The organism is Arthrobacter sp. TJ-217, from assembly GCF_058269255.1.
Genome location: NZ_JBZCNJ010000002.1, coordinates 180,451 through 203,172 on the forward strand (window position 1 = coordinate 180,451; position 22,722 = coordinate 203,172).

Here is a 22,722-nt window from a genome sequence, read left to right on the forward strand (position 1 = left end):
TGGCTGGTCGTCGCTGGCTGGTGTGGGATGGACGGACCGGGTCGGCCGCAGAAGGGAGTCAGGCAGGCGAGTAGTCGAGCAGGAGCCCGTCCACGGCATCGGGTGCGAAAACCTTGCGCATCACGAGCGTGGTAAGCCCTCGGGTAGCAGCCTCGTCTCCTGAGAATCCGGCGTCGACGGCGAGCCCCTCGCCGATACGTTCGACGACGTCCTCAAGGACCCGGCGGCGCACCGCGTCAACAACGGCGGGAAGGACCCCGATGCTCCCGCCGAGGACGAGGCGGTCCGGGTTGATCGTCGCAACAGTTGTGGCGAGGGCGCGGCCCAGCACTTCGGATGCAACCTCGAGTGCCTGCGTTGTCCGGGGATCACCGGCCCGGCCGGCGGAGCTCACCTCGTCGAGAGTTGTGAGACCGTGAACCTTCAGCGCAGCGACAAGCGACCGCCCCGAACTGAAGGTGGCAAGGCATCCGTGGCGGCCACAGCTGCAGACCGGGCCGTCGGAGGCGACGCGGATGTGGCCGATGTCGCCCGCAGCGCCATGGGCTCCGCGGAGGATTGAACCGTCAACAACGATCCCGCAGCCGATGCCTGTCGCAACCTTCACGTACACAACCGTTTCGGCGTCGGTCCTGCTTTCGCCCAGCGCAGCTGCTCGCGCGTCATTCTCGACAACGAAGGGCACAGGCCAGGCATCGGAGACGGCCGCGACCACCGCATCCCGCGGCCATCCGGGGATGGTGGTGGGGTGCATGACGTATCCCGTGTCGGCAGCGACAGGGGAGGGCAGGCTCACTCCAACGCCGGTGAGGATTTCCGCTTCACACCGGGAGAGGAGGTCCTTGCCGATCGCGATCAGGGGCGGGAGAACGACGGTTGAGGGGTCGCTGATGCGGTGGCTGACGGTTCGTGTGCACAGTTCGCGTCCCTCGGTGTCGGTCACGCTCACCGTGGCGTGGGTCTGTCCCAGCGCCATCGTGAGGATGGCCCGGCCCCGGTCGTCGAACCGGATCTTCCGTGAGCGGCGGCCACCGGTCGCCCCGAGGGATTCGGCCTCATAGACGAACTTCCGGCGCAGCAGGACGTCGAGGCGCTCGTAAAGGGTGGCGCGGGACATGCCTGTGGCGGCAAGGAGCTGCTGGCGGGAGAGCCCACCGGTCGAGCGGATGAGTTCAAGCAGATGGCCGTGGGAGGTTGCGCCGCCTCGTCCCGCGGGAATTCTCTCCGCTGTCATTCTGTCCTTTCGCCGCGGCCGTTGAGCCTACTGTATTGGGTGCGGCGTCAGTGCGGTTTCGGTGGCGATGCGTTGACCCACCTGTTCCAGGAGCGGGCCGGCTTCATCGATGCAGCGGCGCAGGTCGCTCTCGACGTCGGTGAGCGCATACGTTCGGTGGATCCCGATTGCATTGAGCGAGTCCTCGTCGAGCAGGTTACGGCCGCAGACGGCCACAACGCCGATCCCTCGGCGCGATGCCGCGAGGGCCACCCCGGCGGGCGCCTTCCCGCTGAGGGTCTGGGTGTCAAGCGAGCCCTCACCGGTGATGACGAGGTCGTCGACGCTCAGTTCGGCCAGTGCGGCGGTGAACCCGGTGAAGTCCATCACCACCTCAACTCCCGGGCGGGTCTGGGCCGAGAGGACGGCCAGTGCAGCGAAGCCGAGCCCGCCCGCGGCCCCGGCGCCGGGCAGGTCGTGTGCCGACCGCGTGTTTCCAGTTGCCTGGCGCACCGCTATTGAGAAGCGGGTGAGGCCTGCCTCAAGCCACAGGACGTCTGACGGCGATGCTCCCTTCTGCGGTCCATAGACGGCCGCTGCGCCGCGGGGCCCAAGCAGCGGATTGTCGACGTCGGTGGCGAGCACGAACTCGCAGCCGCCGAGCCGGGCGTCGAGGCCGGTGAGGTCGACGGCGGCGGCATTGTTGAGCGCTCCGCCGCCCGGCGCCAGCTTTCGTCCGTCCTCGTCGGTGATCGAGGCTCCGAGGGCGGAAAGGAATCCGGCTCCGCCGTCGGTCGAAGCGCTACCTCCGACCGCGAGGATGACGCGGCGTGCCCCGCGGTCGAGAGCCGATCGGACGAGTTCGCCCGTTCCGTAGGTGGACGACGTCAGTGGCTGAAGGGCGCCGGGAAGGCGTGCAAGTCCTGAGGCCTGTGCCATCTCCACGACGGCGGTCTGCGTCGACGGGTCCCATGCGAAGAACGCCGTGATCCGGTCTCCGGTTGGTCCGCTCGCCGCAACGGCAACCCGGATATAGCCCGCACTGACTGCGGCCTCAAGCGTGCCTTCCCCGCCATCGGCGATGGGGATCGACTTCACCAGCAGCTGCGGCTGGCAGGCCTTGATTCCCCGCTCAAGTGCCGCGCCGACCTCCCTGGCGCTGAGGGATCCCTTGAACTTGTCACAGGCAATCAGGACGCGTTCCACCGTCCGGCTCACCGGGATCCGGTCGCGGGGAACTCGACGCCGGCGGCACCGATCCACTCGAGTGCTGCCGCTGCGGTCCAGGCCTGGGCAAAACTGCCAAGGGGTTCGCCGGTGAGCGGATGATAGTACTCGGCAAACTTCAGGTCCGCCAACTGATCCAACGACGCCGAGCGCAGGCCCTCATAGAGCGCGCCCTGGGAGTCCCGCGCACTCGCCCAGCCGAAGAGCAGGTTCAGGAAGGGCCACACCGGGCCGCGCCAGTAGGTCCGGGGGCGGAAGGCGGGGCTGGTGGGAGAGGTTGATGGAGGCAGCGCGAAGCGCAGGTCCGGGTAGCCCATCCACTCCGGACCGAGGAGGATTTCCCGCTGCCGGTCCAGCAGGACAGGGTCGCCGCCAGCGATGAGCGGGGAAAAGCCGGAGACTGTGTCGGTGGAGATCCACTGCCCTGCCCGTACGTCGTAGTCGCGGGCGAGACCGGTTGCCGGATCGATTGTCGAGGCCACGCCGTCCCGGAAGCGTTGGGCCAGTTCCCTCAGCTCGCGGGCTTCAACGCTGCGGCCCAGCTCGTCGCCGAGGTCGGCGAGGACGTCACTTGAGGCGGCCATGATCCCGGAGAAGAATACGTCCCGCACCCGGAAGTCGATGATGCCGCGGACGGCGTCGTCGTCGAACTGGACGGAGGCCATCTGCTGAACGAGCCACAGGTACTTCGTGTACTCCGCGTCGTCGGGGCGTTCGCTGACGTCGGAGACGTGGAGGGTGTCCCGGCGGGTGAAGGGTGCAACCGGTCCGGGTTCAACGCGCGAGTAGGGTCCGTCCCAGCGCGGCGAATTGTCGAAACCGGATTCCCAGCCGTGGTGGATTTCGATGAGGCCAACGCTGTCAGGGTCACGGACTGCGGCAAGCCAGCGGTGCCAGGCGAGCCAGCCGTCGAAGGACTCGCTCAGGAAGCTTTCTGCCTCGGCCTGGTCCGTGCCGCCGTTTTCGCGTGCCCGGTCAAGGATGTGCCGCAGGGCGATCGCGTGAACCGGCGGCTGGCAGATGCCGCTGCTCCTCACCGCTGCGGGCCTTGCCGCGGCACCGGCCGTTCCCCAACGGTCGAAGCCGGGGAAGTAGCCGGTGTCGTTGTCGCTGAAGACGATGTGCGGGATCATCCCGGTTGTCCACTGGGCGTTGATGAGGGTCCGCATCTCGGTGATGGCGCGGGGTACGTCGAACCGGGCAAGGCCGATTGCCACGAAGGCGGCATCCCAGCTCCACTGGTGGGGGTAGAGATTCGGCGCGGCGGTGGTCATCGTGCCGAGGTCGTTCAGCCGGAGCACCTCGATCGCCGTGCTGCGGAGTTGTTCGGTGCTGAGGGTATCGAATGTCATTTTGCCACCAATGCAATTGCGGTTTCACGGTCATAGAAGCGCATGCTGTTCGACGAGAAGGTCAACCAGATCGTTGCGTCAGGCGACGTGCGGAAGGTCGGCGGGGCCTGGACCTTGATCGTCTGGCCTTCCACTTCGACGGTCAGCAGGATTGAGGACCCCATCGGTTCGACGACGAGCACCCGCCCCGGAAGATCACCGGAGGACCGCTGCGTGTCCACCCCGACGTTCTCTGCGCGGATGCCCAAGACGACGTCGGAGCTTGAGAACGAGCTGAGGAGCGACGGCGCCCGCAGCCGCTGGTCACCGACGATGAGCGCATCGCCGTCGGCGGAGACGGCGGCGTTGATGAAGTTCATGGGCGGGGAACCGATGAAGCCTCCAACGAAGCGGTCAGCGGGAGCGTCGTAGACATCGAGCGGGTCGCCCAGCTGGGCGATGCGTCCCTTGCGCATCACCGCCACCTGGTCGCCGAGAGAGAGTGCCTCGCTCTGGTCGTGGGTGACGTAGACGGTCGTCGTCTTCAGGTCCTTGACGATCTTCTTCAGTTCGGAACGGAACGTCAGGCGCAGCAGCGCATCGAGGTTCGAAAGCGGCTCGTCCATGAGCAGGACGTCGGCGTCCATCACGATAGCCCGTGCCACGGCGACGCGCTGGCGTTGGCCACCGGAGAGCTGGGCAGGAAGGCGGTCAAGGTACGGGCCGAGCTGCAGCAGGTCCGCGGCCCACTGGACCTTGCGTTCGATCTCTTCCTTGGGCTTCTTCGCCATCAGCAGCCCGAAACCGATGTTGTAGCGAACCTTGCGGTGCGGGAAGACCGCGTACGACTGGAACACCATCGAGATGTTCCGCTTGTTCGGCGGTAGGTAGGTCACGTCCTTGCCGCCAACGGCAACCGAGCCGGAATCGGGCAGTTCGAGGCCCGCGAGCATGCGCAGGAGGGTCGTCTTGCCGCAGCCCGATGGGCCGAGCAGCACGGTGAAGTCGCCGTCCTTGATGTCGAGCGACACGTCGTCGGTTGCCCGTTCGGTGCCGCCGGGATAGGTCTTGACGAGGTGGGCGATGGTGATGTCCGCCATGATCGGCTCCTTCAATTCTTCTGAGTTGGCTGGGAGGGGTGCTGCCGGGCTAGCGGATCGTTGAGCCCCACATATTGGTCAGGTAGCGGCGCATGAACGCGATGAAGATGATCGAAGGGATCACAAGTGCGAACCCACCGGCGAACCGGTACGCCAAGGGGGAGTCAGAGAGCGAGGTGAGCACCTGGGCCGGAAGGGTGCGGTGATCGAGTGTGAGGATCGACGCGCCAAGCACCTCGTTCCAGGACATGACGAAGGTGAAGATTGAGGCAGCAGCGAGACCCGGCAGTGCCATTGGCATGACGACCCTGAGGAAGGCACCGGCGGGCGTGCAGCCGAAGACGCGGGCCGCTTCTTCGACGTCGATCGGTACGCTCAGGAAGACGCTCGCGGAGATGAGGATCGTCGTCGGCAGTGCCAGTGCCGTATGGAGCAGAATGACCGCGTAGGTCGTGTCGTACAGGTCAACGGTGAGGAAGAGCCGGGCCAGGGGGACCGAGAGGACCACGATGGGCAGCGCACGGGTGAACAGGAGGAACAGTTGGTATGGCTCCTTGGCGGGGAAGGCGAACCGGGCCAGGGCGTAGCCCGCCGGGACCCCGATCAGGGCCGAAATCAGCAGGGTTCCGATGCCGACGATCATTGAGTTGCCGAAGGCTCCGACGATTCCGGTGGAGCCGAGGAACGCGCCGAGGGTCTCGAAGGAGAGGTTTGTCGGCAGCAGGCTCAGCGGGAATTCGTTGAGTGACTCGCGTGTGGAGAGGGCGGCGAGGGAGATCAGGTAGATCGGGATCAGCATGAACAGTGAAATCAGGACGCAGACTGCCTGCAGCAGTGCCCGGTTCCGCCGTTGCCGCTTCAGCGGCGCTTCGTCGACCGCAGGCGGTGCTGGGATCGCGTCGAGCGTGCGTGTCGTCGTCATCGGGTGCCTTCCTGCCCTTTGTCGCGGAGAGCCCGCAGGTAAAAAATGGAGATCAGCATTGACGCTACGAGGATGACCAGTGCAAGCGCGGCAGCCACGTTGGGGTTCTGCAGGGCCGTGTACCAGCGGTAGGTCTCACCCACGACCAGCGGGAAGTTCTGTCCGGTGAGCGCCTGCGCGACGGCGAAGGTCTGGAACGCCAGGATCGTCCGCAGGATCAGTGCTACCTGGAGGCTCGGTTTGAGCAGGGGGAGGGTGACGTGGCGCAGCCGCTGCCAGAACGTCGCCCCGAACACCTGGGCGGCTTCGTCGTAGTCCTTGGGGATTCCCTGAAGTCCTGAAACCACGATGACCAGCACCAGCGACGTCGACCGCCACACCTCGGCGATGAGGACGCAGAGGAAAAGGGTGGTGGGGTTGTCGTAGGCGAGCCAGGGGATGGTGTCGATGCCGATGGAGGCGAGCACCGAGTTGAGGTATCCGCGGTCGTTGAAGATTGAGAGCCAGACGAGGCCGGCGGCAAGGTCGCTCAGTGCCAGGGGGATGGCCCAGACGAAGAAGTGGACCTTGTCGAGGCGTGGACTCGACCGGAGAAGCAGCGCCATGGTGATGGCAAAGGCGAACTGAAGCGGAATCATCACCACGATCAGCAAGAGCGTGTTGCGGACGGCGGGCCAGAAGTATGGGTCTTCGACCATCCGGTTCACGAACTCGAGGGTGAAGCCTTCGTCGCCACGGAAGGCCTGGAGTACACCCTGGATGACCGGCCAGCCGAGGAGCAGCGCCATGAAGACGATCGAGGGGGCGATGAGCATGACCGCCGGTGGAATGCGGCGGGGACGGGCGGGCGTGTCCAGTTGGACCGGGGCCGGGGGTGAATCGACTGTCATTACGCTACCTCGCACTTTTCGCCGGATGAGACGGGGTCGGGAGCCCAGCACGGGACGTTCAGTTCCTGCAGGATGGTGTTGAGCTGTTTGGCCTGGTCATCCAGCGTTGACTGGACGGCCGAGCCGTTGAGGCAGATCTTCTGGAAGCAGTTCTTGAAGATCTGAGACACCTCGCCCTCCTTGGGGCCGAGACCCACCGGGGGAAGGGCCAGGAGTGCGTCGGGGGACTGCTGCTGCAGCTTTACTGCTGCGGCTTCAAGGGCGATTGCACCCGCAAGGTCCGTAGGAAGTTCTGTCTGGACCACCGGGAAGAAGGCGTTGCTGCGCAGCGTCTCGATCTGGGTTGTGGGTTCGGCGAGCCCGCGGATTGCCTGCTCCGCCCGGTCCCGCTCCAGCCCGTTCTTGGGAAGGGCGACGCCGGCGACGATCAGCATGTAGCCGCGCCCCTTCGGCCCGCGGGGGGCGGGAACCATCAGCCACTCGTCGGGGTTGTCGGCCGGGGCGTCGATCAACCGGGCAACGTGGTCCCAGGCGACAAGCACCTCGCCGCGCGCCAGAGGTTCCTGCATCGCGTCGAAGTTGGTTGAGGCAGGGACCGTGGCATCCCACAACTCCTTCATGTACTCCCACGCGGTCACGGCGTCTTCGTTGCGGAACGTTGTGATCTGGCCGCCGGTGAAGCTTGGGAGGAGAAACCCTTGATAGAAGCGGTGGTGGAGCCCCTTGGGGCCGGCGGGCATTCCAAAGACCGGGCTTCCTGCCCCCTTTTTGGCGGCCTGCGCCCACTTCAGGTAGCCCTCGTAGGTCAGGTCGTTGACGTCGACACCGCTGGGAAGCCACTCGAGGGCCTTCTTATTGACGGCGACGACGTACGTTGCCTGCATCCAGGGGACGTACTTCGAGGTTGTGCCGCCGACCTTGGTCAGTTCGAGGATCTCCTTGTTGAAGCCGCTGCCGGAGAGGTCCCTTAGGAGCTGGTCGACGTCTTCAAGGGAGTCGGCCAGGGGAGCCAGTTCACCGTGAAGCCCACCCAGGAGGGCGGTTTTTACATTGCCAGCCTGGGTCTGCGTCTGGATGGTGGAGGTGAAGACACCGGGGTCGACCGAGTTATAGGCGACGGGGACGCTCAGGGTCTTCTTCAGGACCTCTTCGAAGCGCTGCTTTTCTTCAACCGGCGTGAACTGGGTCGAGAGGAAGCCGACGGTTCCCTTGCCGGCGACGGCACCGCTGGTGTCGAATCCGGCACAGGAGGAGAGGAAGGGGATCGAGAGTGCTGCACCAAGCCCTCCCAGTAGTGCACTGCGCCGTGAGACGGAGTGCTGCAGGAGTGGGGGAGGGGTGTTTTTCACTGATGGCTCCGATCAAAAGCGCTTCGTTGCATCTTCTGTCTAAGCATCAGACGAAAGCTTCAGTGTGTCAAGCGCCACACTCTGGCTGCGGGGGGGGGGGGCAGCAGCGTTGGCGGGGCTGGCAGGAGCGGCGGGGCTGGCAGGAGCGGCGGGGCTGGCAGGAGCGGCGGGGCTGGCAGGAGCGGCGGGGCTGGCAGGGGCTGTGGGGCTGGAAGGACTGACGGAACGGGTGGAAGAGCCGGCTGTCTCCCCAGCAGGTCGATCGAGAGATCCCAGAGCCGTCCTTCAACGCGTGACATGACAGATCGCTAAGGCAGGAGAACCTTCACTCCAATTGGAGCTGCGCGGCTTTCGTGGAGTCGCCGGCCGACCAGTACCCGTTGCGTCGAAGCTTCTGCCCTGGGTCCAGGTGGTGTGGAGGCAGGAACCATGGAATGCCGTGCCTCGACCGCACCGTCCAGGACCCTTCGTGGATCAGGTGGTGGTGGCGCGAGCACAGGAGCACTCCGTCGCTGAGCTTCGTTGTGCCGCCCTTTTCCCACGGAACGATGTGGTGGGCTTCGCACCAGGTAGCGGGAATGGCGCAGTCAGGAAAGGCGCACCCCTTGTCGCGGGCGACCAGTGCACGCCGCAAGTGGGGTGGGAACAGTCTTTGGCTTCGTCCGACATCGAGAATCTGGCCCTTGCCGCCGAGAACCAGAGGGAGGAGGTCGGCGTCGCAGGCAAGCCGGCGGATGCTTCGTGCTGAAATCTGCTCGGCAAACACGGCGTCACCGGCCTGCCCAAGCTCGCCCAACAGCGTCCTGTAGTCGATCGTGACCATGACCTGGGGGCGGTGGCCACCGGCCGCGGGAAGACCATCCCCTGCCAGTGCGATCCTGCACGCGCCCACTAGTCCTTCGAGTAACTGCTGCGCCCGGGTCGAACCGTCGTCGAGTCCGGGTGCAGAGGTGGTGCTGCCGGTATTCCCGCTGTCACCATCCTCGCCGTGTGTATGTGTAGGAGTGCCGTCCGTGCCGGAAATAACCTCAGCCTGGAGGCTGCTCCATTGGGAGGCCATTGCCGCACCGGAGGAGTGCTCGGAATCAACCTTGCGTGTGGCAGCTCGTGATCGGGGGTTCGTTGTTGCGTTCATCGCGGTGGCCAGATGCTCAAACTGTTCGTCGGTCGCGCCGATTTCCAGGTAGTGGAGTCCGTTGCGTCGACCGCGAAGGAAAACCCCTTGCCGTGCGCGCAGCAACTTCTCGGATGGTTCCTGCCCATCCTGGTCGAGGGTGCTTTCCCACCGCCGAGCCACGACCCGCAGGATGTCCTCGTCGCTCTCCGTCGCCTGACGCGTCAAGTGACGCTCCATTGCATCGAGCTCGCGTGATTCAGCAACGGGCCTGACCCTTTCCACCGCATCCCTGATGAGCGAAGCAGCCCTCCCGCTGACCTTCCCGGCGCCGAAGGCTTCGCCAAGAACTTCAAGAGGCGCCGCTGCTGTTTGGCCGCCGAGCAGGAGCCGTGGCCGGGTGCTTTCTGCGAGTCTCAGTCGTCGATTAGCTTCGCTCCGGCTGATTCGAAGACGCGCGCGAAGGAAATCGGCGGTATTGCGAAACTCGCGATGGGATCCGGTTCCCTCGAGTGGTGAGGCGTGACCGGCCAGGGTGGCAGAGCTAACTGCGTCGGTCAGGGTGGCTGAGCCTACTGGGTCGGCCAAGGTTGCTGGGCTTACTGTGTCGGTCAGGGTGGCTGAGCTTTCTGGGTCGACGAAGGTAACCGTGCTGACCGTGCTGACCGTGCTGACCGTGCTGACCGTGCTGGCCAAGCTGGTGGGGTGAGCCATGCCGGCGATCCCGGTGATGGATGCGGAGCCGGTCGTCCCAATCGAGGGGGTGGGCCACTCGGTCCGCTCGCCGGTCGACGCCAGGCCCAAGCTCTGCACAGCGTGGGCTCCAAGTACCTGCAGGTGTTCGACAATCCTCGACAAGGCCTCGATTCCGTCGACCGTTTCGGCCACCTCGTTCCCGCCCAGCAGGAGGAACCGTGCGGCGAAATCGTTGGCAAACTCCCGGAGTTCGGCGTGCACCGCTGAGAGAAACGCCGGGGCGTCCCCCTGCTGCTCAACCGGTGCCGTAGCCATACCTCATTTTATCGAACACGGGTTCGAATAAGTGACCGAATGGGGGCCTGTGGAGGACAAGTGGAGGATGACAACCCACGGCCTCATGCGTTCGCCGATCCTCCGCTGATTGGCACCTTCCACCCGCACGATCATTGGTACGCACGCTGCCGCTCGGTCATCCGTTAGGCAAGGTTGGTGGTCCGCCAATGAAGCGGTGCTTTGCCCGTGTCGCCCGCTCGCCGCGTGGCCATCACGGTGCCCGTCCACCCGCTTTTGAGAAACCAGTCGGACACAGGTTCTCCGGCCGGGTCGAGAGCCACCGCGCTCCAGGGGGCAGGGAGGGACCCCGACCAAAATTCCCCATGAAAACTCTTGACCAGCCCTTGGAGCAGGACTAGATTTGCATTATCAACCAACTGGTTGATCAACCGATAGGTGGATCATGGAGCAAGAATCTGAGGAACAGCTCGACTCAGCCTTCGCTGCCCTCGCCGACCCCGTCCGTCGGGCACTCATCGCCCGGCTTTCCCGTGGTCCCGCAACCGTCAACGAACTCGCCGAACCGTTCCCCATCACAAAGCAGGCCGTCTCGAAGCACATCCAGGTGCTCGAGCAGTCAGGATTGATCACCCGCACCAGGGAGGGGCAACGACGCCCCTGTCACCTCGATCCGGCTGCACTTGAGGCATTGACCAGCTGGATCGACGCCCATCGGCTCAACGTCGAGCGGCAGTTCCGCCGCCTCGACAAAGTGCTCGACACTCTGAAGGAGAAGGAATCATGAGCAACCCAACAAAGATCACAGCAGTGCCGAACCAGCCGTTCATCGACATCGTCCGGGAGTACGACGCCCCGCGCGAGCTCGTCTACCGCGCGTACAGTGACCCCGAGCTCGTAGTGAAGTGGCTTGGCCCGTCCCGGCTCACCATGGAACTGGGGGAGTTCGACGTGCGCGACGGTGGGTCCTGGTCCTTCGTGCACCGGGATGCCGATGGGACGGCGTACGCGTTCCGCGGAGTTTTCCACTCGGCGACGCCTCCTGAGCGGATCATCCAGACCTTCGAGTTCCTCGGTGCCCCCGGCTACGTCAGCATCGAGAGCGTGACCTTCGAGGAACTTGAGGGCGGTCGAACCCGCGCCGTCGCCCACGCCGTGTACCCGACGCTCGAGGCCCGCGATGCAATGATCGAGAACGGCATGGAGGGCGGCGTCGTTGAAGGCAACGAACGCCTCGACGAGGTGCTTGCCGGACTGCAGCAGCACGCCGACAGCCAGTGATGAGCCGCACCACCAACCCGAGCCGCACCGGCGAAGCGTAGGAGCCTGCTTCCCTCAGTTACCTCTGGGAAGCAGGCTCCTACGCGGAGCGGTGCGGTACCAGGCGAGGGTCCGGCGGATTCCCTCCTCATAGGAGGTGATCTGTCCCGGTCCGATCCGACTGAGGAACTTCGAGGCGTCAACGCTGTGGGGCTGATCAAACTGGTAGAGGGTTTCGGCGCCCGCACGGGCAACCGGCGAGACGACTCCCAGGGCCCTGCCCACGCCCGCCCTTATCCGGCGCACGCGCAGGCGGTGTCCGGCCTCGGTGGAGATGAGGTCGATGAACTCCTTCGCGGTCACCGGGGGAGGCGTCGGGACGTGCCAAGCCTCTCCCAGTGCCGCTTCGCGCTCGCCGAGGTCGGCCAAGGCAACGGCAAAATCACCAATGAAGGTCGGCGCGAGCGGCTGATCGAAGGCCCCGGCCCATAAGCCCGTTCGCCCGGATGCCGCAGCGCCGAACAGGTTGTACCCCACCAGTGATTCCACCCCCGGGCCGTACAGCTCGGTCGCCCTGCCGATCACTGTTGCGACACTTCCCCGCGCATGGGCGGCAAGCACCCGCTCCGCGAGCCAGGCCCGCAGCACTCCCTTGTCGCTGACCGGACGGTACGGCAGATCCTCCGTCATCGGGGCAGCCACCCGCCCATACATCCAGGTGTCGTCGACAAACACCATTCGCGCTCCGGCAGCTTCGGCCCCCGCTAGGACGCCGTCAACGGCTACAGGGAAGTCCTCACGCCAACGGTGCAGAGGAGGATTCACCGCGTTGTAGACGACGCCCGCACCGTGGCACACCTCGATCATCCCGGCCTCGTCCAGTGCATTGCCGGCTCGGACCTCGACGCCGTCGGGGACGTCGGCGGCACCCCCGCGGCTCACCGCCCTCACGCGCCTTCCCCGCCTCACGAGCTCCCGAACCAGCGCGCTGCCTGTGCCGCCCGTGGCGCCGATGACAACGTGTACCTTCTCCGCAGGATCCATGTCCGTCGCTCCCTCACCCTTGCCGGCTTGCCGCCTCTGTGCCCGGTACCGTTGTGGGCCCACCCTGCCGGGACCTGCTGCCGAGCCGTCCCCGGGTCGCCGCGATAACGACAAGGCCGACGACGGCGGACGCCAGAAGATGGATCGGTCCGAAGTTCTCGGTCGGGTAAAGCAGGGGAAGCATCCCGTCGCCGGGCCACCCCCGCACGGCTGCCGCGTTCCCGGCTGCATGGAACAACCCCACGAGGAGCAGGCTTGAGGTGCGGTTGTAGAGCCAGCCCGTTGCCGCCCGGAAGGGGATGGCGAGCAGGGTGAGCACGAGGAGCAGTACGACCGTCGTCACCAATGAGCCGCCCGCAACGAGGGCGGCGTGCTGCAGGGCGAATAGGGGAGCGGTGAAGAGTGCTGCGCGCAGTGTGCCGTGCCGCTGCTGCAGCCGCACCTGGACAAAACCCGCCCAGGCCACTTCCTCCCAGAGGTTGCTGATGACCAGGCCGAGAAATGTCTGCAGCAGCAGTCCCTGAACCAGTGCCGCGGCGAGAACGGCCCCGGAGGCTTCTGGTGGACCGGCGAGGGCGAGTGAAAGTGCGAAAGCTCCAAGCGGAACGACGACGACGGCGAAGACGTACCACCAGGCGTTCAGCCGCCAGATAAGGATCCGGTTCAGGAGCGCTGTGACCCCTGCGCGCCCTTCGCAAAGCCGGGTGAGCACAAGCGCCGGCAGCAGGAGTCCGATGAGGTTGCTTGCCACGACGAAGAGAGGCGCTGAGAGCTCAACCCCCTGCGCGGCAGCAATACGGGGGAGGAAGGCAACCAGCTGCCCTGCGGTGAAAAACCACACCAGCAGCACGGCGATCGGATGGCGCTTGATCATCTCGGTCATACCGGCACTCCACTGATGGGGACGGGCCCCGCTCTGGACAGGCTGCCTCTCCCAACCGCGACGCGTGCCTGCCTGCAACCGACGAACAGCACCAGAATACTTTCGCCAGTGCGGTGGGTGAATGACTTTTCGGAGGCGGCGTCGGTTCGACGGGGAGCCGATGGCCCTTCCAGACGGCCCGCAGGCCTCCGACAGGCGCCGGGGTCCCTCGAGGCTGCCCTTCCCCTAGGTCACGGCCTCGGGCCGCTGGCCCTAGACGCCTCCTCACCCGGGCCCCTCACCCCGGCCTCCCCACCCATGCCTCCGTCTTCGGTCCCCGTCACCGCTCGGGCCCTTCCATGCCGACGTTGACCGCATCTCCTCGGTTACCTTATAGTTACTGTAAGCAACTATTCAGTCGGGCAATGACGGCCGCCACCACTCCACAACACTGGAAGCAAGACGCTGATGGCAAAAGACCCCACGACGACGACCCCCTCCGGCACTCACAACTCCATCGCCATGACCCACCGGCAGATCCTCCAGGCCCTTACCGGCCTGCTCGCCGCGCTGTTCACGGCGATCCTCAGCAGCACCATCGTGGCGAACGCGCTGCCCACGATCATGTCCGACCTCAATGGCTCCCAAACCGATTTCGCTTGGGTCATCACCGCAGCCCTGCTCGCCAACGCGGCAACCACACCGATCTGGGGCAAGCTGGCCGACCTGTTCGACAAGAAGCTGCTCGTCCAACTGAGCATCATCATCTTCGTCACAGGCTCGGTGGTGGCCGGACTGGCACACGCCATTCCACTGCTGCTGGCCGCCCGGGTGGTCCAGGGCGTCGCAATGGGCGGCCTGACAGCCCTGGCCATGGCCGTTGTCGGGACGATCATTCCGCCCCGCGAACGTGGACGCTACTCCGGATACCTCGGTGGAGTCATGGCTGTCGCAACGGCCGGTGGACCGCTGCTCGGCGGCCTGATCGTCGACTCGGCCCTCGGCTGGCGCTGGACCTTCTTTGTCTGCGTTCCCCTCGCCGTCGTCGCCCTCGTGCTCCTGCAGGTCACGCTGAAACTTGAGCACACGCCCCGCCGCGTCAGCATCGACTGGCTCGGCTCCGTCCTGCTCACCGCAGGCGTCAGCCTCCTGCTCATCTGGGTGTCCTTCGCAGGCAAGGAGGGCTACTACGCGTGGTGGTCGTGGCAGAGCGCGGCAATGGTCGGTGGAAGCCTGATCCTGCTCCTGCTGCTGCTGGCAGTCGAGCGGCGGGTTGCCGACCCGGTCATCCCGCTCGCCATCATTTCCGAGCGCACGACGGCGCTGGCCATCATCGCCTCGATCGCCGTCGGAATCGCGCTGTTCGCCTCCTCCACCTACCTCGGCCAGTACTACCAGGTGGCCCGCGGAGCGACTCCGACCGAGGCCGGCCTGCTCACCCTGCCCATGATCGCGGGCAACCTGATCGGCTCGGTCGGTGCGGGTCGGCTCGTCACCAAGTACGGAAAATGGAAGCGGTTCCTCATTGCTGGTGCCATCCTCCTGATCGCGGGACTCGGGGGCGCCGGAACGATCAACCACCTCACCGAGCTGTGGCTCGTCGGCGTCTACACCTTTGTGTTCGGCCTCGGACTCGGCCTTATGCTGCAAAATCTCGTACTCGCGGTTCAAAACACCGTTGCGCTGAAGGATGTCGGCACCGCCAGTGCCTCTGTTGCGTTTTTCCGGTCCCTCGGAGGCGCGGCCGGCGTCGCGGTACTTGGCGCCATCCTCGGCAACCAGGTGGGCGCACGCACGGCCGATGGGCTGCGGGCGGCCGGCATAACGCCAACCGGAACCGGGACACTCGATCCGCTCGACCTGCCCGGGCCCGCCGCAGAAATCGTCCGCGCGGCCTACGGTGACAGCACCGCGCTGATCTTCCTCGTCACCGCGGCAGTCGCCGTCGTCGCGCTTGTGTGCGTGCTTCTCATCCGCGAGCAGGCCCTGCGGCGGACGGTGGACATCGTTCCGCCCGATGCCGTGCCTTCCGGATCCCGGACGGTGAAAACCCCAACGGCGTCCGGCCCGGAGGTGAGCACCCTTCCGGGCACCTGAGGCAATATTCAAGTACCCGTTTGGCCTGTCACTGCCTAGCCGGCGCCTGTAGGGTCGAGCCACGCCCGGTCCGCCCGGGTGGGCTCTTCCGGGAACGGTTTGGCACGTTCGCCGGACTCCAAGCGTGGAACAGGTATCCGCTGCACCGACGGCCGGCACGGCGCCGGCAGGAAAGAGACTGCTGAATGGGACTCATGACACGGATCTCCCAGCTTCCAGTGCCGGTTCGGCGGGCGAGGCCCAAGGCCGGCGACGCATCGTCGGCACGCGAGGGGGACCACCATGAGGTCGTGGTGATCGGCGGCGGAAACGCGGGCATCTCCCTTGCCGCACGGCTGCGCCGATACGGAGTCAAGGACGTGGCGATTGTCGAGCCGCGCGACCGCCACCTTTACCAACCGCTTTTCTCGCACATCGCCGGCGGTACGGCCCAACCCGACGAGGCCGTGCGCTCCCAGGCCTCGACCACCCCGCGCGGGGTGCGGTGGATCCGGGACAGCGCGGTCGACGTTGACCATGATGCCAACACGATTCTCCTCGGCTCTGGCGTGCGGCTGGGATACGGGCAACTCGTCGTGTGCCCGGGCATCCAAAAGGACTGGGATTCGATTCCCGGGCTGGCTGAAGCCATGGCCTCACCGTACGGCGTCTCGAATTACGAGTTCGAGCTCGCTCCCAAGGCGTGGGAACTGCTGCGCAAGGTGCGGGCGGGAACGGTGGTGTTCACCCAGCCGCCGGGCCCGGCGACGTGCGCAGGAGCTGCCCAAAAACCGATGTACCTTGCCTGCGACTATTGGCGGGAGCAGGGTGTGCTCGAAGACATCCGCGTGGTGCTGGTGGTCCCCACTCCCACCGTCTTCGGCATGGAGATCGTCGATGAAGAACTCAACCGGAAGATCGCCGAATACGGGATCGAGGTGCGTTACGACAGTGAGCTCGCGGAAGTCGACCCCGAGGGACGCAGCGTCGTGATCCGCAACCTGTTCAGCGCCGAGACCGAGCGGATCTCCTACGACGTCCTTCATGCGGTGCCGCCGCAGTCGGCCCCGGATTGGCTCAAGCCGACGAGCCTGCCGGCCGTCGGGGATGCCAAGGGGTTCGTCGAGGTTGATCCGTTGACCCTCCGGCACGCCCGCTACGCCAATATCTGGTCCCTCGGCGATGCCGCTGCGACAAGGAACTCGAAATCCGGGGCCGCCTTGCGCCAACAAACTACGGTGCTGGCGAAGAACCTGAAGATGACCCTGAAGGGCAAAACCCCGAAGGCGAAATACAACAACTATTCGGCGTGCCCGTTTACCGTTTCCCGCTCCACCGTTGTTTTCTCGGAGTTTGACGACAAGTACAAACCAATGCCCACCGTGCCCCGATGGGTGAATCTCGCGCGGGAGCGGCGCCTGACGTGGGTTGCCGACCGCAGGGTGCTCCCTCAGGTGTACTGGTACCTGATCCTGAAGGGCAGGGCCTGAGCGCGATCACCTGGGAGGTTCTCGGGGGTGTCGAACGCACGCCTTCACGACGGGCGCATCAGAAAACGACGGGCGCACCCGGAATATCGGGTGCGCCCGTGGTTTTCGAATGCGGAAAGCGCTTTCGGCTGCGGAAGCCGCGCCGGGAAGCTCCGGGGGCGGGGCTCAGCGGATCAGATCCCGGTAGTCGGGGTTCTTGTCCATGAAGGCCTGGACGAAGGAGCACTTCGCTTCAACTTTGAGCCCCTTAGCCCTCGCTTCGTCCAGCGCGCTTTTGACGAGGGTGCTTCCGACCCCGCGGCCCTCCAGCTCCTCGTCGACGACCGTGTGGGTGAACACGATGCGGTCGTCTTCAATCTCGTAGGCGGCGATTCCCACGGCCTCCTCACCGATCGAGGCAGTGAATCGGAGCTTCTCCGGATCGTCCCGAACCGTCAGTTCCGCCTGATCTTCCGCATGTGCGCTGCTCATCGTTCCTCCTCAGCGTCTCCGCAAGTTTTTCACTCCAGCACCACCCGGTCAACGACGCCCGGTTCCGGTCCGGCCCGGAGCCCGGCACCGGCTCAGCCGTGCCGGTTTCTCCTCCCGCGCGGGCGCCCACCGCCACCAGTTCAACCGGCGACGTCCGGTTGCGCCTCGGGAAGACGCTCCAGCACCGAGGAAAGGCCGGCGTCGATCACCACGCGGGGGAGGCCTTCGGCGTTCTGCCGCTCGGCCGAAAGCAGGTCGCGCAGGCGCCCGAGGGTGCCGTTGCCTGCCGCTGCCCCGGCCACGACCGCAGCCCAGACTTCGCCCACGGTGCTGCACTGCCGGACGGTGCCGGTGGGCCAGCGCAGCAGCCAGGTGTCCCCGGCAGCGGTAACGCCGGGGACACCCGGAAGCTGCGCGCACAGCGCAGAGATGGTGGAGGCGACGATGAACTGCTGGCGTTGGGTGCGCACCGGCCCCAGCAGTTCATCGGCCACGACGGTCCTGCCGCACGCTCCGCACATCCGAACTGCTCCTCTCAGGGCATGACGTCGCCGGAATTCGGCCCGAGCGTCTGGCCGACAAAGAGGTTCCCGCCCGGGTCGCTCGCAAGCAGCAGGGCTGTGGGTGCTACCTCCGCCGGCGTGCCGAAGCGCCCAAGCGGGAGCTCCTTCCGCTTGGCGGCCTTCCACTCCTCGGAGATGCCGTCGACGAGCGGAGTCTCGATCGGCCCCGGCGCTATGCAGTTGACCAGGACGTTGTCGCCGGACACCTCAAGGGCCAGCGACTTCGTCATGCCGATGACGCCGGCCTTCGCCGCACTGTAGTGGCTTAGGCCGGTTCCGCCCTTGATCCCGAGCTGGGAGGAGATGTTGATGATGCGGCCCCACCGTTGTTCGCGCATTTCACCGAGCACCTCCCTGCAGCAGAGGAAGACGCCCGTGAGATCCACTGTGATCGTCTCGTTCCACTGCTTGAGGCTCATCTCCTGCAGCGGTGACTCGGTCAGCAGGCCGGCACTGTTCACCAGGATGTCGACCCTGCCCAGGTCCTTTCGGGCCTGGGCGAATGCGTCGGAGACACTCTGCTCTTCGGCCACGTCCACCGGGATGGAGCCGGGTGCCGGCCTACGGTCAAGCACCGCCACCCGGGCTCCACCTGAGCGGAAGGCATCGGCGATGGCGGCTCCGATTCCGCTGCCGCCACCTGTCACAACGACCCCGCGTCCCTCGAAGGAATCCATCAGGCCCTCATCTTGACGATCAGGCCGCCGTCAACGATGAGCGCCTGCCCGGTGATGTACACGGAAGCGTCCGAGGTGAGGAAGCCGATGACACTGGCAACCTCCTCCGGGCGGCCCACCCGGCCCCACGGGATGTCCTTGCCGGCCCGCTCGAGCCCCTCGGGGCCGAGCGAGTTGACCGGATCGAGCGACTGCGGGGTCTCGATAAGCCCCGGAATCACCGCATTGGCGCGGATCCGCCGGGGTCCAAGTTCGACGGCGACGCTCCGCACCAACCCCAGCACCCCCGCCTTCGCGGCCGCATAGTGGGCGTGTTCCTCCCACCCGTACACGCCCCCTGCAATTGAGGACACCGCTACCAGTGCGCCGCCGTCGTTCATCTGCTGCGAGCCGGCCCGCAGGGTGCGCAGCACCCCGGTGAGGTCGACATTGAGCATGTCGTCCCACTTCTCGTCCGACAGCTCGTGCAACGGTGCGTTGCGCAGGATTCCCGCATTGGCAATGGCGTAGTCGAGCCTGCCGTACTCGGTGATGGCGCGCTCAGCGAAGGCATCGACCGACTCGGTGGAGCGGACGTCCACCTCGTGGATGATCCCCATTCCGCCCGCGTGCTTCACCTGGTCGAGGGTCTGCTCGGGATCGTGGGGATCCCCGGGGAAGGTGCCGATGATCGACACGACCCCGCGCTGCGCGTAATTGACCGCCAGGGCGCGGCCGATGCCGCTCGCCGCACCCGTGATGATTGCGACCTCAGGCTGGGATGTCATGGGGTGACTCCTCCCGCATGACCGCGTCGACGTGCTTGGCACCCATCATCATGAAGCCCGAGAGCAGGGTGCCCAGGGCTCCGACCCAGAGTGCGGCGGCGCCGGTGCCGGCGGCCGTGGCCACGATGGTGAACAGCGCGCCGCCGATGATGGTGCCCGGCTGGCTCATCGCGCCGATGAAGGCGAGGCCGGTGGCGCGGCAGCTCACGGGGTAGCACTCGGCCATGTAGTACTGGATGGCCGCGTAGGGGCCGACCAGGAAGAACAGACCCGTGCCGTAGGTCAGGATGATCAGGAACGGGCTCGCCACCAGGGGGCTCAGCATGACAGCGAACGAAAGCCCGGAGATGATCCAGCCGCCGATGATGGTGCGCTTCCGTCCGATCTTGTCACCGATCCAACCATGGAACACGTAGCCGAAGTAGGCGAGCAGGTTGATGACGATCAGCAGCCAGAATGCCGTCGAAAGCTCGACGCCCTTTGCGTTTGCGAGAACCGAGGTGCCCAGCACGCTGAAGATCGCGATGCCGAAGAAGTTGAGGATCCAGGCGAGTGAGAAAACGATGGTGTTCCGCCGCAGCTCCGGTTCCCAGATGCGCTTCAGGGGAGCCGTGGAGGAGTGTTCGACGCCGAAGCTGCGGGCCAGGGCGTGCGCCTCCTCGGTCTTGCCCGACTTCTCAAGCTCGGTCAGCCGGTGATGGAGCTCAAACTGGGGGGTTTCCTTGAGCTTCTTCGAGATGAGGAACACGATGAGGAAGGCCGGAAGGGTGGCCATCAGGTAGAGGGCGCGCCAGCCGAAGATCGGAAGGAAGACGAGGGCGAGGGCGCTCGCGAGGAGGAACCCCAGTGGCCAGCCGCCCTGGATGAACGAGTAGTGGAAGCCGGGGCGCTTGTGCTTCTTCTCATCCTCGGTGACCTGGTACACCTCATTCATGTACGTGGCGTTGACAGCCTGTTCGGAGAAGCCGAGGCCGCCGAAGGAGCGGACGAAGATGAGCAGGCCGTTGCTCAGGAAGCCGAGCCCGGTGGGGATCGCGGCGGTGAGGCCGGAGACGACGGCGGTGCCGCCGACCGTGACCATCATGCCCTTGCGCCGCCCGAGCCGGTCGATGACCGGGCCGATGCCGAAGCAGACGATGGCCGTACCGACGGCGATCCAGGTATTGATGGCGTACGCCTCCGGCGCAGTCCAGCCGAACTCCTCCTGCATGGCCGGGAGGAGGGTGCCGAACAGGCCGTAGTCGAAGACCGCGACGGTCCAGGCCAGCAGGGCGAGGACGGTCGCCGTCGTCGTTTGTTTCTTGGTGAATGAAGGGAAACGGCGTTTTTCGTCTCCCGTCGGCGTCGAAAGGTCGACGCCTGCCTCTTGAGCGGACATTAGTTGGTTTCCTTTCGGGGGCTCCGTGCGAGGAACGAATTGGCAATCTGGTCGAACGTGTGCCAGCTGACACCCTCGTGGGAGTTGATGTGCTGGATGAGGCGGTCAAGCATGAGGAGGACCTGGGGCCTGCCCGAGACGTCGGGGTGGATCGTCATCGTGAAGACGGCCTGGTCCATTTCGGCGTAGACCCAGTCGAACTGGTCGCGCCACATTTCCTCGAGGTGGCGGGGGCTCACGAACCCGTGCGAGTTCGGGGCCGCCTTGATGAACATCATTGGCGGGAGGTCGTCGAGGTACCAGTTGGCCGGAATCTCGACGAGGTCGGTCTCCTGCCCGCGGACAAGGGGTTTCATCCACGTCTCGGCGGGCTGGGAGTAGTCGATTTTGTCCCAGGTGTCCCCGACGCGCACATAGTAGGGCGAGAAGTCGTTGTGCATCAGCGAGTGGTCGTATTTGATGCCGCGCTCGAGGAGGATTTCGTTCGTGACAGGCGAGAACTCCCACCACGGCGCCACATAGCCGGTGGGCCGCTGTCCCGAAACCTTTTCGATGAGCTCGATCGAGCGGTCGAGGATGGCGGTCTCCTGCTCCCGGGTCATGGCGATGGGGTTCTCGTGGGAGTACCCGTGAACCCCGATCTCGTGCCCCGCCTCGACGACCATGTCGGCCAGTTCCGGGAAGGTTTCGAGGGAGTGGCCGGGGATGAACCACGTCGAGGGTAGGTTGTACTTCTCGAACAACCGCAGGATGCGCGGGCCTCCGATCTCGCCGCTGAACAGCCCGCGGGAGATGTCGCAGGGGGAGTCCTCCCCGCCGTAGGATCCGAGCATTCCTGCGACGGCGTCGACGTCCACTCCGAACGCAACTTGTATTTCCTTTTTCATGATTCAACCTTTCGTGGGGGTGAATGACGGAGCATGGGGAACTGGGTGCTGGAGGAGGCTGCCGCGCTGGGAGAACTGCTCGGCGATCTCGGGCGGCGACATGCCTAGGGTGAGGAGCAGCTGCAGGAGGATCCGGGCCTGGGAGGGTTTGAGCAGGCCCGCCGGGATCGCCCCAGCCGCCCCAAGGTCCTTCCCGCCGCCGGCCCCGTACACCTGCACGATCGGTCCGGCGTGCACGCGGGTGCTCGTGACGACGACGGTTCCTGCCGTCACCGCTTCCGCCACCGCCGCGCAGATTGCCGGGTTCGCGTTGCCGTTGCCGGTTCCCTGAAGCACGATTCCTGCAGCACCGGCCGCCAGCGCTGCCCGCAGCAGGATGTCGTCGGCGTCCGGGTGGGAGGCGACGACATCGACCCTGCGCGGCTCGGCGCCGGCCGGAGGCAGCGGCAGGGGCTCAAACGGCGGGGTGGCGGCGCGGAGGGCGACGTCGCCGGATTCGGTGACGGTTCCCGCCGCGCCGATGTCGGGGTTCGCGAAGGCCTGCGAGCTGGTTGTCTGGGCCTTCCGCACCCCGGCTGCGGGAAAGATGCTTCCCGCAAAGCTGACGAGCACCCCTTGTCCTGCGGCAGCGGGGGAGGCCGCGACGGCAAGGGCCCTGCGCAGGTTGCTCGGCCCATCGGGGCGTTCGGCATCGGCCGCGTGCTGTGCTCCGGTGAAGACAACAGCCCGCGGGTCGGCATGGAGGAGGTGGGCGAGGTAGGCCGTCTCCTCCGTGGTGTCGGTGCCATGCGTCACCACAACCCCAAGGACGCGGGGGTTGCGCAGCGCCTCCTGGATTGAGGCGCAGATGCGGAGCATGTCGAGGAAGGTCAGCAGGTAGGAACCCTTGGTCATGACGTCGACTACGCGCACCGGGGCACTCCGGGCCCCAGCGCTCGACAGGAGTACTTCTCCTGAATCTTCGGCGAGGGCCGCTCCGCCCGCCTCGGCGGATCGGCGCGATGCGATCGTTCCGCCGGTGGCAAGAAGAACCACGTGCGGCTCGTCAACTTTACTCATTTTCACCTCAGCTTGGTACGCGTCTCGGCTGTTGCACAATCGTTTGGGTAAG

20 protein-coding genes and 1 pseudogene are annotated in these 22,722 nt (G+C 65.8%); 4 read left to right on the top strand and 17 right to left on the bottom strand.

Annotation, left to right across the window (positions count from 1 at the left end):
• Positions 1 to 58: 58 nt before the first annotated feature.
• The 8 genes from AC4D2R_RS03965 to AC4D2R_RS04000 form a co-directional block, all read right to left on the bottom strand.
• Positions 59 to 1,234 (bottom strand): ROK family protein, encoded by a 1,176-nt coding sequence (locus AC4D2R_RS03965; RefSeq protein ID WP_490937724.1) that lies wholly within the window; start codon positions 1,232 to 1,234, stop codon positions 59 to 61.
• Between the two features lie 27 nt (positions 1,235 to 1,261).
• Positions 1,262 to 2,431 carry a glycerate kinase gene (locus tag AC4D2R_RS03970; protein ID WP_490937726.1) on the bottom strand — a complete coding sequence of 390 codons (1,170 nt, stop codon included), beginning with the start codon at positions 2,429 to 2,431 and terminating at the stop codon, positions 1,262 to 1,264.
• A complete protein-coding gene (ggh, locus tag AC4D2R_RS03975; protein ID WP_490937728.1) occupies positions 2,428 to 3,792 on the bottom strand; it encodes a glucosylglycerate hydrolase in 1,365 nt (454 codons plus the stop codon). Before ggh ends, AC4D2R_RS03970 begins: the two co-directional genes overlap by 4 nt.
• Entirely contained in the window at positions 3,789 to 4,871 is a 1,083-nt protein-coding gene (locus AC4D2R_RS03980; RefSeq protein ID WP_490937730.1) for an ABC transporter ATP-binding protein, read from the bottom strand. The genes ggh and AC4D2R_RS03980 overlap by 4 nt, the downstream gene beginning before the upstream one ends.
• A gap of 49 nt (positions 4,872 to 4,920) precedes the next feature.
• Positions 4,921 to 5,793, bottom strand: a complete 873-nt coding sequence (locus AC4D2R_RS03985; protein WP_490901800.1) for a carbohydrate ABC transporter permease — start codon at positions 5,791 to 5,793, stop codon at positions 4,921 to 4,923.
• Positions 5,790 to 6,683: a carbohydrate ABC transporter permease gene (locus AC4D2R_RS03990; RefSeq protein ID WP_490901802.1), complete on the bottom strand. Its 894-nt coding sequence runs from the start codon at positions 6,681 to 6,683 to the stop codon at positions 5,790 to 5,792. The genes AC4D2R_RS03985 and AC4D2R_RS03990 overlap by 4 nt, the downstream gene beginning before the upstream one ends.
• Positions 6,683 to 8,032, bottom strand: a complete 1,350-nt coding sequence (locus AC4D2R_RS03995; protein ID WP_490937732.1) for an ABC transporter substrate-binding protein — start codon at positions 8,030 to 8,032, stop codon at positions 6,683 to 6,685. The genes AC4D2R_RS03990 and AC4D2R_RS03995 overlap by 1 nt, the downstream gene beginning before the upstream one ends.
• A 325-nt stretch (positions 8,033 to 8,357) precedes the next feature.
• Positions 8,358 to 10,157, bottom strand: a complete 1,800-nt coding sequence (locus AC4D2R_RS04000) for an HNH endonuclease signature motif containing protein (protein WP_490937734.1) — start codon at positions 10,155 to 10,157, stop codon at positions 8,358 to 8,360.
• Between the two features lie 424 nt (positions 10,158 to 10,581).
• On the opposite strand from AC4D2R_RS04000, the gene AC4D2R_RS04005 reads away from it, so the two are divergent.
• Positions 10,582 to 10,923 (top strand): ArsR/SmtB family transcription factor, encoded by a 342-nt coding sequence (locus tag AC4D2R_RS04005; RefSeq protein WP_490937736.1) that lies wholly within the window; start codon positions 10,582 to 10,584, stop codon positions 10,921 to 10,923.
• The gene (locus AC4D2R_RS04010) at positions 10,920 to 11,417 is read left to right on the top strand and encodes an SRPBCC family protein (RefSeq protein WP_490937738.1); all 498 of its coding nucleotides are present in this window, start codon (positions 10,920 to 10,922) and stop codon (positions 11,415 to 11,417) included. The genes AC4D2R_RS04005 and AC4D2R_RS04010 overlap by 4 nt, the downstream gene beginning before the upstream one ends.
• 54 nt (positions 11,418 to 11,471) lie before the next feature.
• Here AC4D2R_RS04010 and AC4D2R_RS04015 read toward each other — a convergent pair whose 3' ends face one another.
• Complete coding sequence (locus tag AC4D2R_RS04015; RefSeq protein ID WP_490937740.1) at positions 11,472 to 12,440, bottom strand: NAD-dependent epimerase/dehydratase family protein; 969 nt, start codon at positions 12,438 to 12,440, stop codon at positions 11,472 to 11,474.
• 13 nt (positions 12,441 to 12,453) lie between these two features.
• Positions 12,454 to 13,323: a CPBP family glutamic-type intramembrane protease gene (locus AC4D2R_RS04020; RefSeq protein WP_490937744.1), complete on the bottom strand. Its 870-nt coding sequence runs from the start codon at positions 13,321 to 13,323 to the stop codon at positions 12,454 to 12,456.
• A gap of 501 nt (positions 13,324 to 13,824) precedes the next feature.
• On the opposite strand from AC4D2R_RS04020, the pseudogene AC4D2R_RS04025 reads away from it, so the two are divergent.
• A pseudogene (locus AC4D2R_RS04025) lies at positions 13,825 to 15,366 on the top strand (MFS transporter); the annotation flags it as partial.
• A 227-nt stretch (positions 15,367 to 15,593) separates the two neighbouring features.
• Positions 15,594 to 16,868 carry an NAD(P)/FAD-dependent oxidoreductase gene (locus tag AC4D2R_RS04030; RefSeq protein WP_490938359.1) on the top strand — a complete coding sequence of 425 codons (1,275 nt, stop codon included), beginning with the start codon at positions 15,594 to 15,596 and terminating at the stop codon, positions 16,866 to 16,868.
• A gap of 165 nt (positions 16,869 to 17,033) precedes the next feature.
• Here the strand turns inward: AC4D2R_RS04030 and AC4D2R_RS04035 are convergent, their stop codons facing one another.
• The 7 genes from AC4D2R_RS04035 to AC4D2R_RS04065 all read right to left on the bottom strand — a co-directional run bounded on the left by AC4D2R_RS04035 (position 17,034) and on the right by AC4D2R_RS04065 (position 22,670).
• On the bottom strand, positions 17,034 to 17,339 hold the full coding sequence (locus AC4D2R_RS04035; protein ID WP_490937746.1) for a GNAT family N-acetyltransferase: 306 nt from the start codon (positions 17,337 to 17,339) through the stop codon (positions 17,034 to 17,036).
• 140 nt (positions 17,340 to 17,479) lie between these two features.
• Positions 17,480 to 17,833 (bottom strand): hypothetical protein, encoded by a 354-nt coding sequence (locus AC4D2R_RS04040; protein WP_490937748.1) that lies wholly within the window; start codon positions 17,831 to 17,833, stop codon positions 17,480 to 17,482.
• 41 nt (positions 17,834 to 17,874) lie between these two features.
• Positions 17,875 to 18,579 (bottom strand): SDR family NAD(P)-dependent oxidoreductase, encoded by a 705-nt coding sequence (locus tag AC4D2R_RS04045; protein WP_490937750.1) that lies wholly within the window; start codon positions 18,577 to 18,579, stop codon positions 17,875 to 17,877.
• Entirely contained in the window at positions 18,579 to 19,346 is a 768-nt protein-coding gene (locus AC4D2R_RS04050) for an SDR family NAD(P)-dependent oxidoreductase (protein ID WP_490937752.1), read from the bottom strand. Before AC4D2R_RS04050 ends, AC4D2R_RS04045 begins: the two co-directional genes overlap by 1 nt.
• Positions 19,330 to 20,724, bottom strand: coding sequence for an MFS transporter (locus AC4D2R_RS04055; RefSeq protein WP_490937754.1), 1,395 nt, complete (start codon positions 20,722 to 20,724; stop codon positions 19,330 to 19,332). The genes AC4D2R_RS04050 and AC4D2R_RS04055 overlap by 17 nt, the downstream gene beginning before the upstream one ends.
• Complete coding sequence (locus AC4D2R_RS04060) at positions 20,724 to 21,611, bottom strand: polysaccharide deacetylase family protein (protein ID WP_490937756.1); 888 nt, start codon at positions 21,609 to 21,611, stop codon at positions 20,724 to 20,726. The genes AC4D2R_RS04055 and AC4D2R_RS04060 overlap by 1 nt, the downstream gene beginning before the upstream one ends.
• Positions 21,612 to 21,614: 3 nt before the next feature.
• Complete coding sequence (locus tag AC4D2R_RS04065) at positions 21,615 to 22,670, bottom strand: asparaginase (protein WP_490937758.1); 1,056 nt, start codon at positions 22,668 to 22,670, stop codon at positions 21,615 to 21,617.
• Between the last annotated feature and the right edge of the window lie 52 nt (positions 22,671 to 22,722).

Coding starts and splice junctions, on each gene's coding strand:
- AC4D2R_RS03965 (WP_490937724.1), bottom strand. CDS start 1,234: ATGACAGCGGAGAGAATTCCCGCGGGACGAGGCGGCGCAACCTCCCAC.
- ggh (WP_490937728.1), bottom strand. CDS start 3,792: ATGACATTCGATACCCTCAGCACCGAACAACTCCGCAGCACGGCGATC.
- AC4D2R_RS03980 (WP_490937730.1), bottom strand. CDS start 4,871: ATGGCGGACATCACCATCGCCCACCTCGTCAAGACCTATCCCGGCGGC.
- AC4D2R_RS03985 (WP_490901800.1), bottom strand. CDS start 5,793: ATGACGACGACACGCACGCTCGACGCGATCCCAGCACCGCCTGCGGTC.
- AC4D2R_RS03990 (WP_490901802.1), bottom strand. CDS start 6,683: ATGACAGTCGATTCACCCCCGGCCCCGGTCCAACTGGACACGCCCGCC.
- AC4D2R_RS04000 (WP_490937734.1), bottom strand. CDS start 10,157: ATGGCTACGGCACCGGTTGAGCAGCAGGGGGACGCCCCGGCGTTTCTC.
- AC4D2R_RS04005 (WP_490937736.1), top strand. CDS start 10,582: ATGGAGCAAGAATCTGAGGAACAGCTCGACTCAGCCTTCGCTGCCCTC.
- AC4D2R_RS04010 (WP_490937738.1), top strand. CDS start 10,920: ATGAGCAACCCAACAAAGATCACAGCAGTGCCGAACCAGCCGTTCATC.
- AC4D2R_RS04015 (WP_490937740.1), bottom strand. CDS start 12,440: ATGGATCCTGCGGAGAAGGTACACGTTGTCATCGGCGCCACGGGCGGC.
- AC4D2R_RS04020 (WP_490937744.1), bottom strand. CDS start 13,323: ATGACCGAGATGATCAAGCGCCATCCGATCGCCGTGCTGCTGGTGTGG.
- AC4D2R_RS04030 (WP_490938359.1), top strand. CDS start 15,594: ATGACACGGATCTCCCAGCTTCCAGTGCCGGTTCGGCGGGCGAGGCCC.
- AC4D2R_RS04035 (WP_490937746.1), bottom strand. CDS start 17,339: ATGAGCAGCGCACATGCGGAAGATCAGGCGGAACTGACGGTTCGGGAC.
- AC4D2R_RS04045 (WP_490937750.1), bottom strand. CDS start 18,579: ATGGATTCCTTCGAGGGACGCGGGGTCGTTGTGACAGGTGGCGGCAGC.
- AC4D2R_RS04050 (WP_490937752.1), bottom strand. CDS start 19,346: ATGACATCCCAGCCTGAGGTCGCAATCATCACGGGTGCGGCGAGCGGC.
- AC4D2R_RS04055 (WP_490937754.1), bottom strand. CDS start 20,724: ATGTCCGCTCAAGAGGCAGGCGTCGACCTTTCGACGCCGACGGGAGAC.
- AC4D2R_RS04060 (WP_490937756.1), bottom strand. CDS start 21,611: ATGAAAAAGGAAATACAAGTTGCGTTCGGAGTGGACGTCGACGCCGTC.
- AC4D2R_RS04065 (WP_490937758.1), bottom strand. CDS start 22,670: ATGAGTAAAGTTGACGAGCCGCACGTGGTTCTTCTTGCCACCGGCGGA.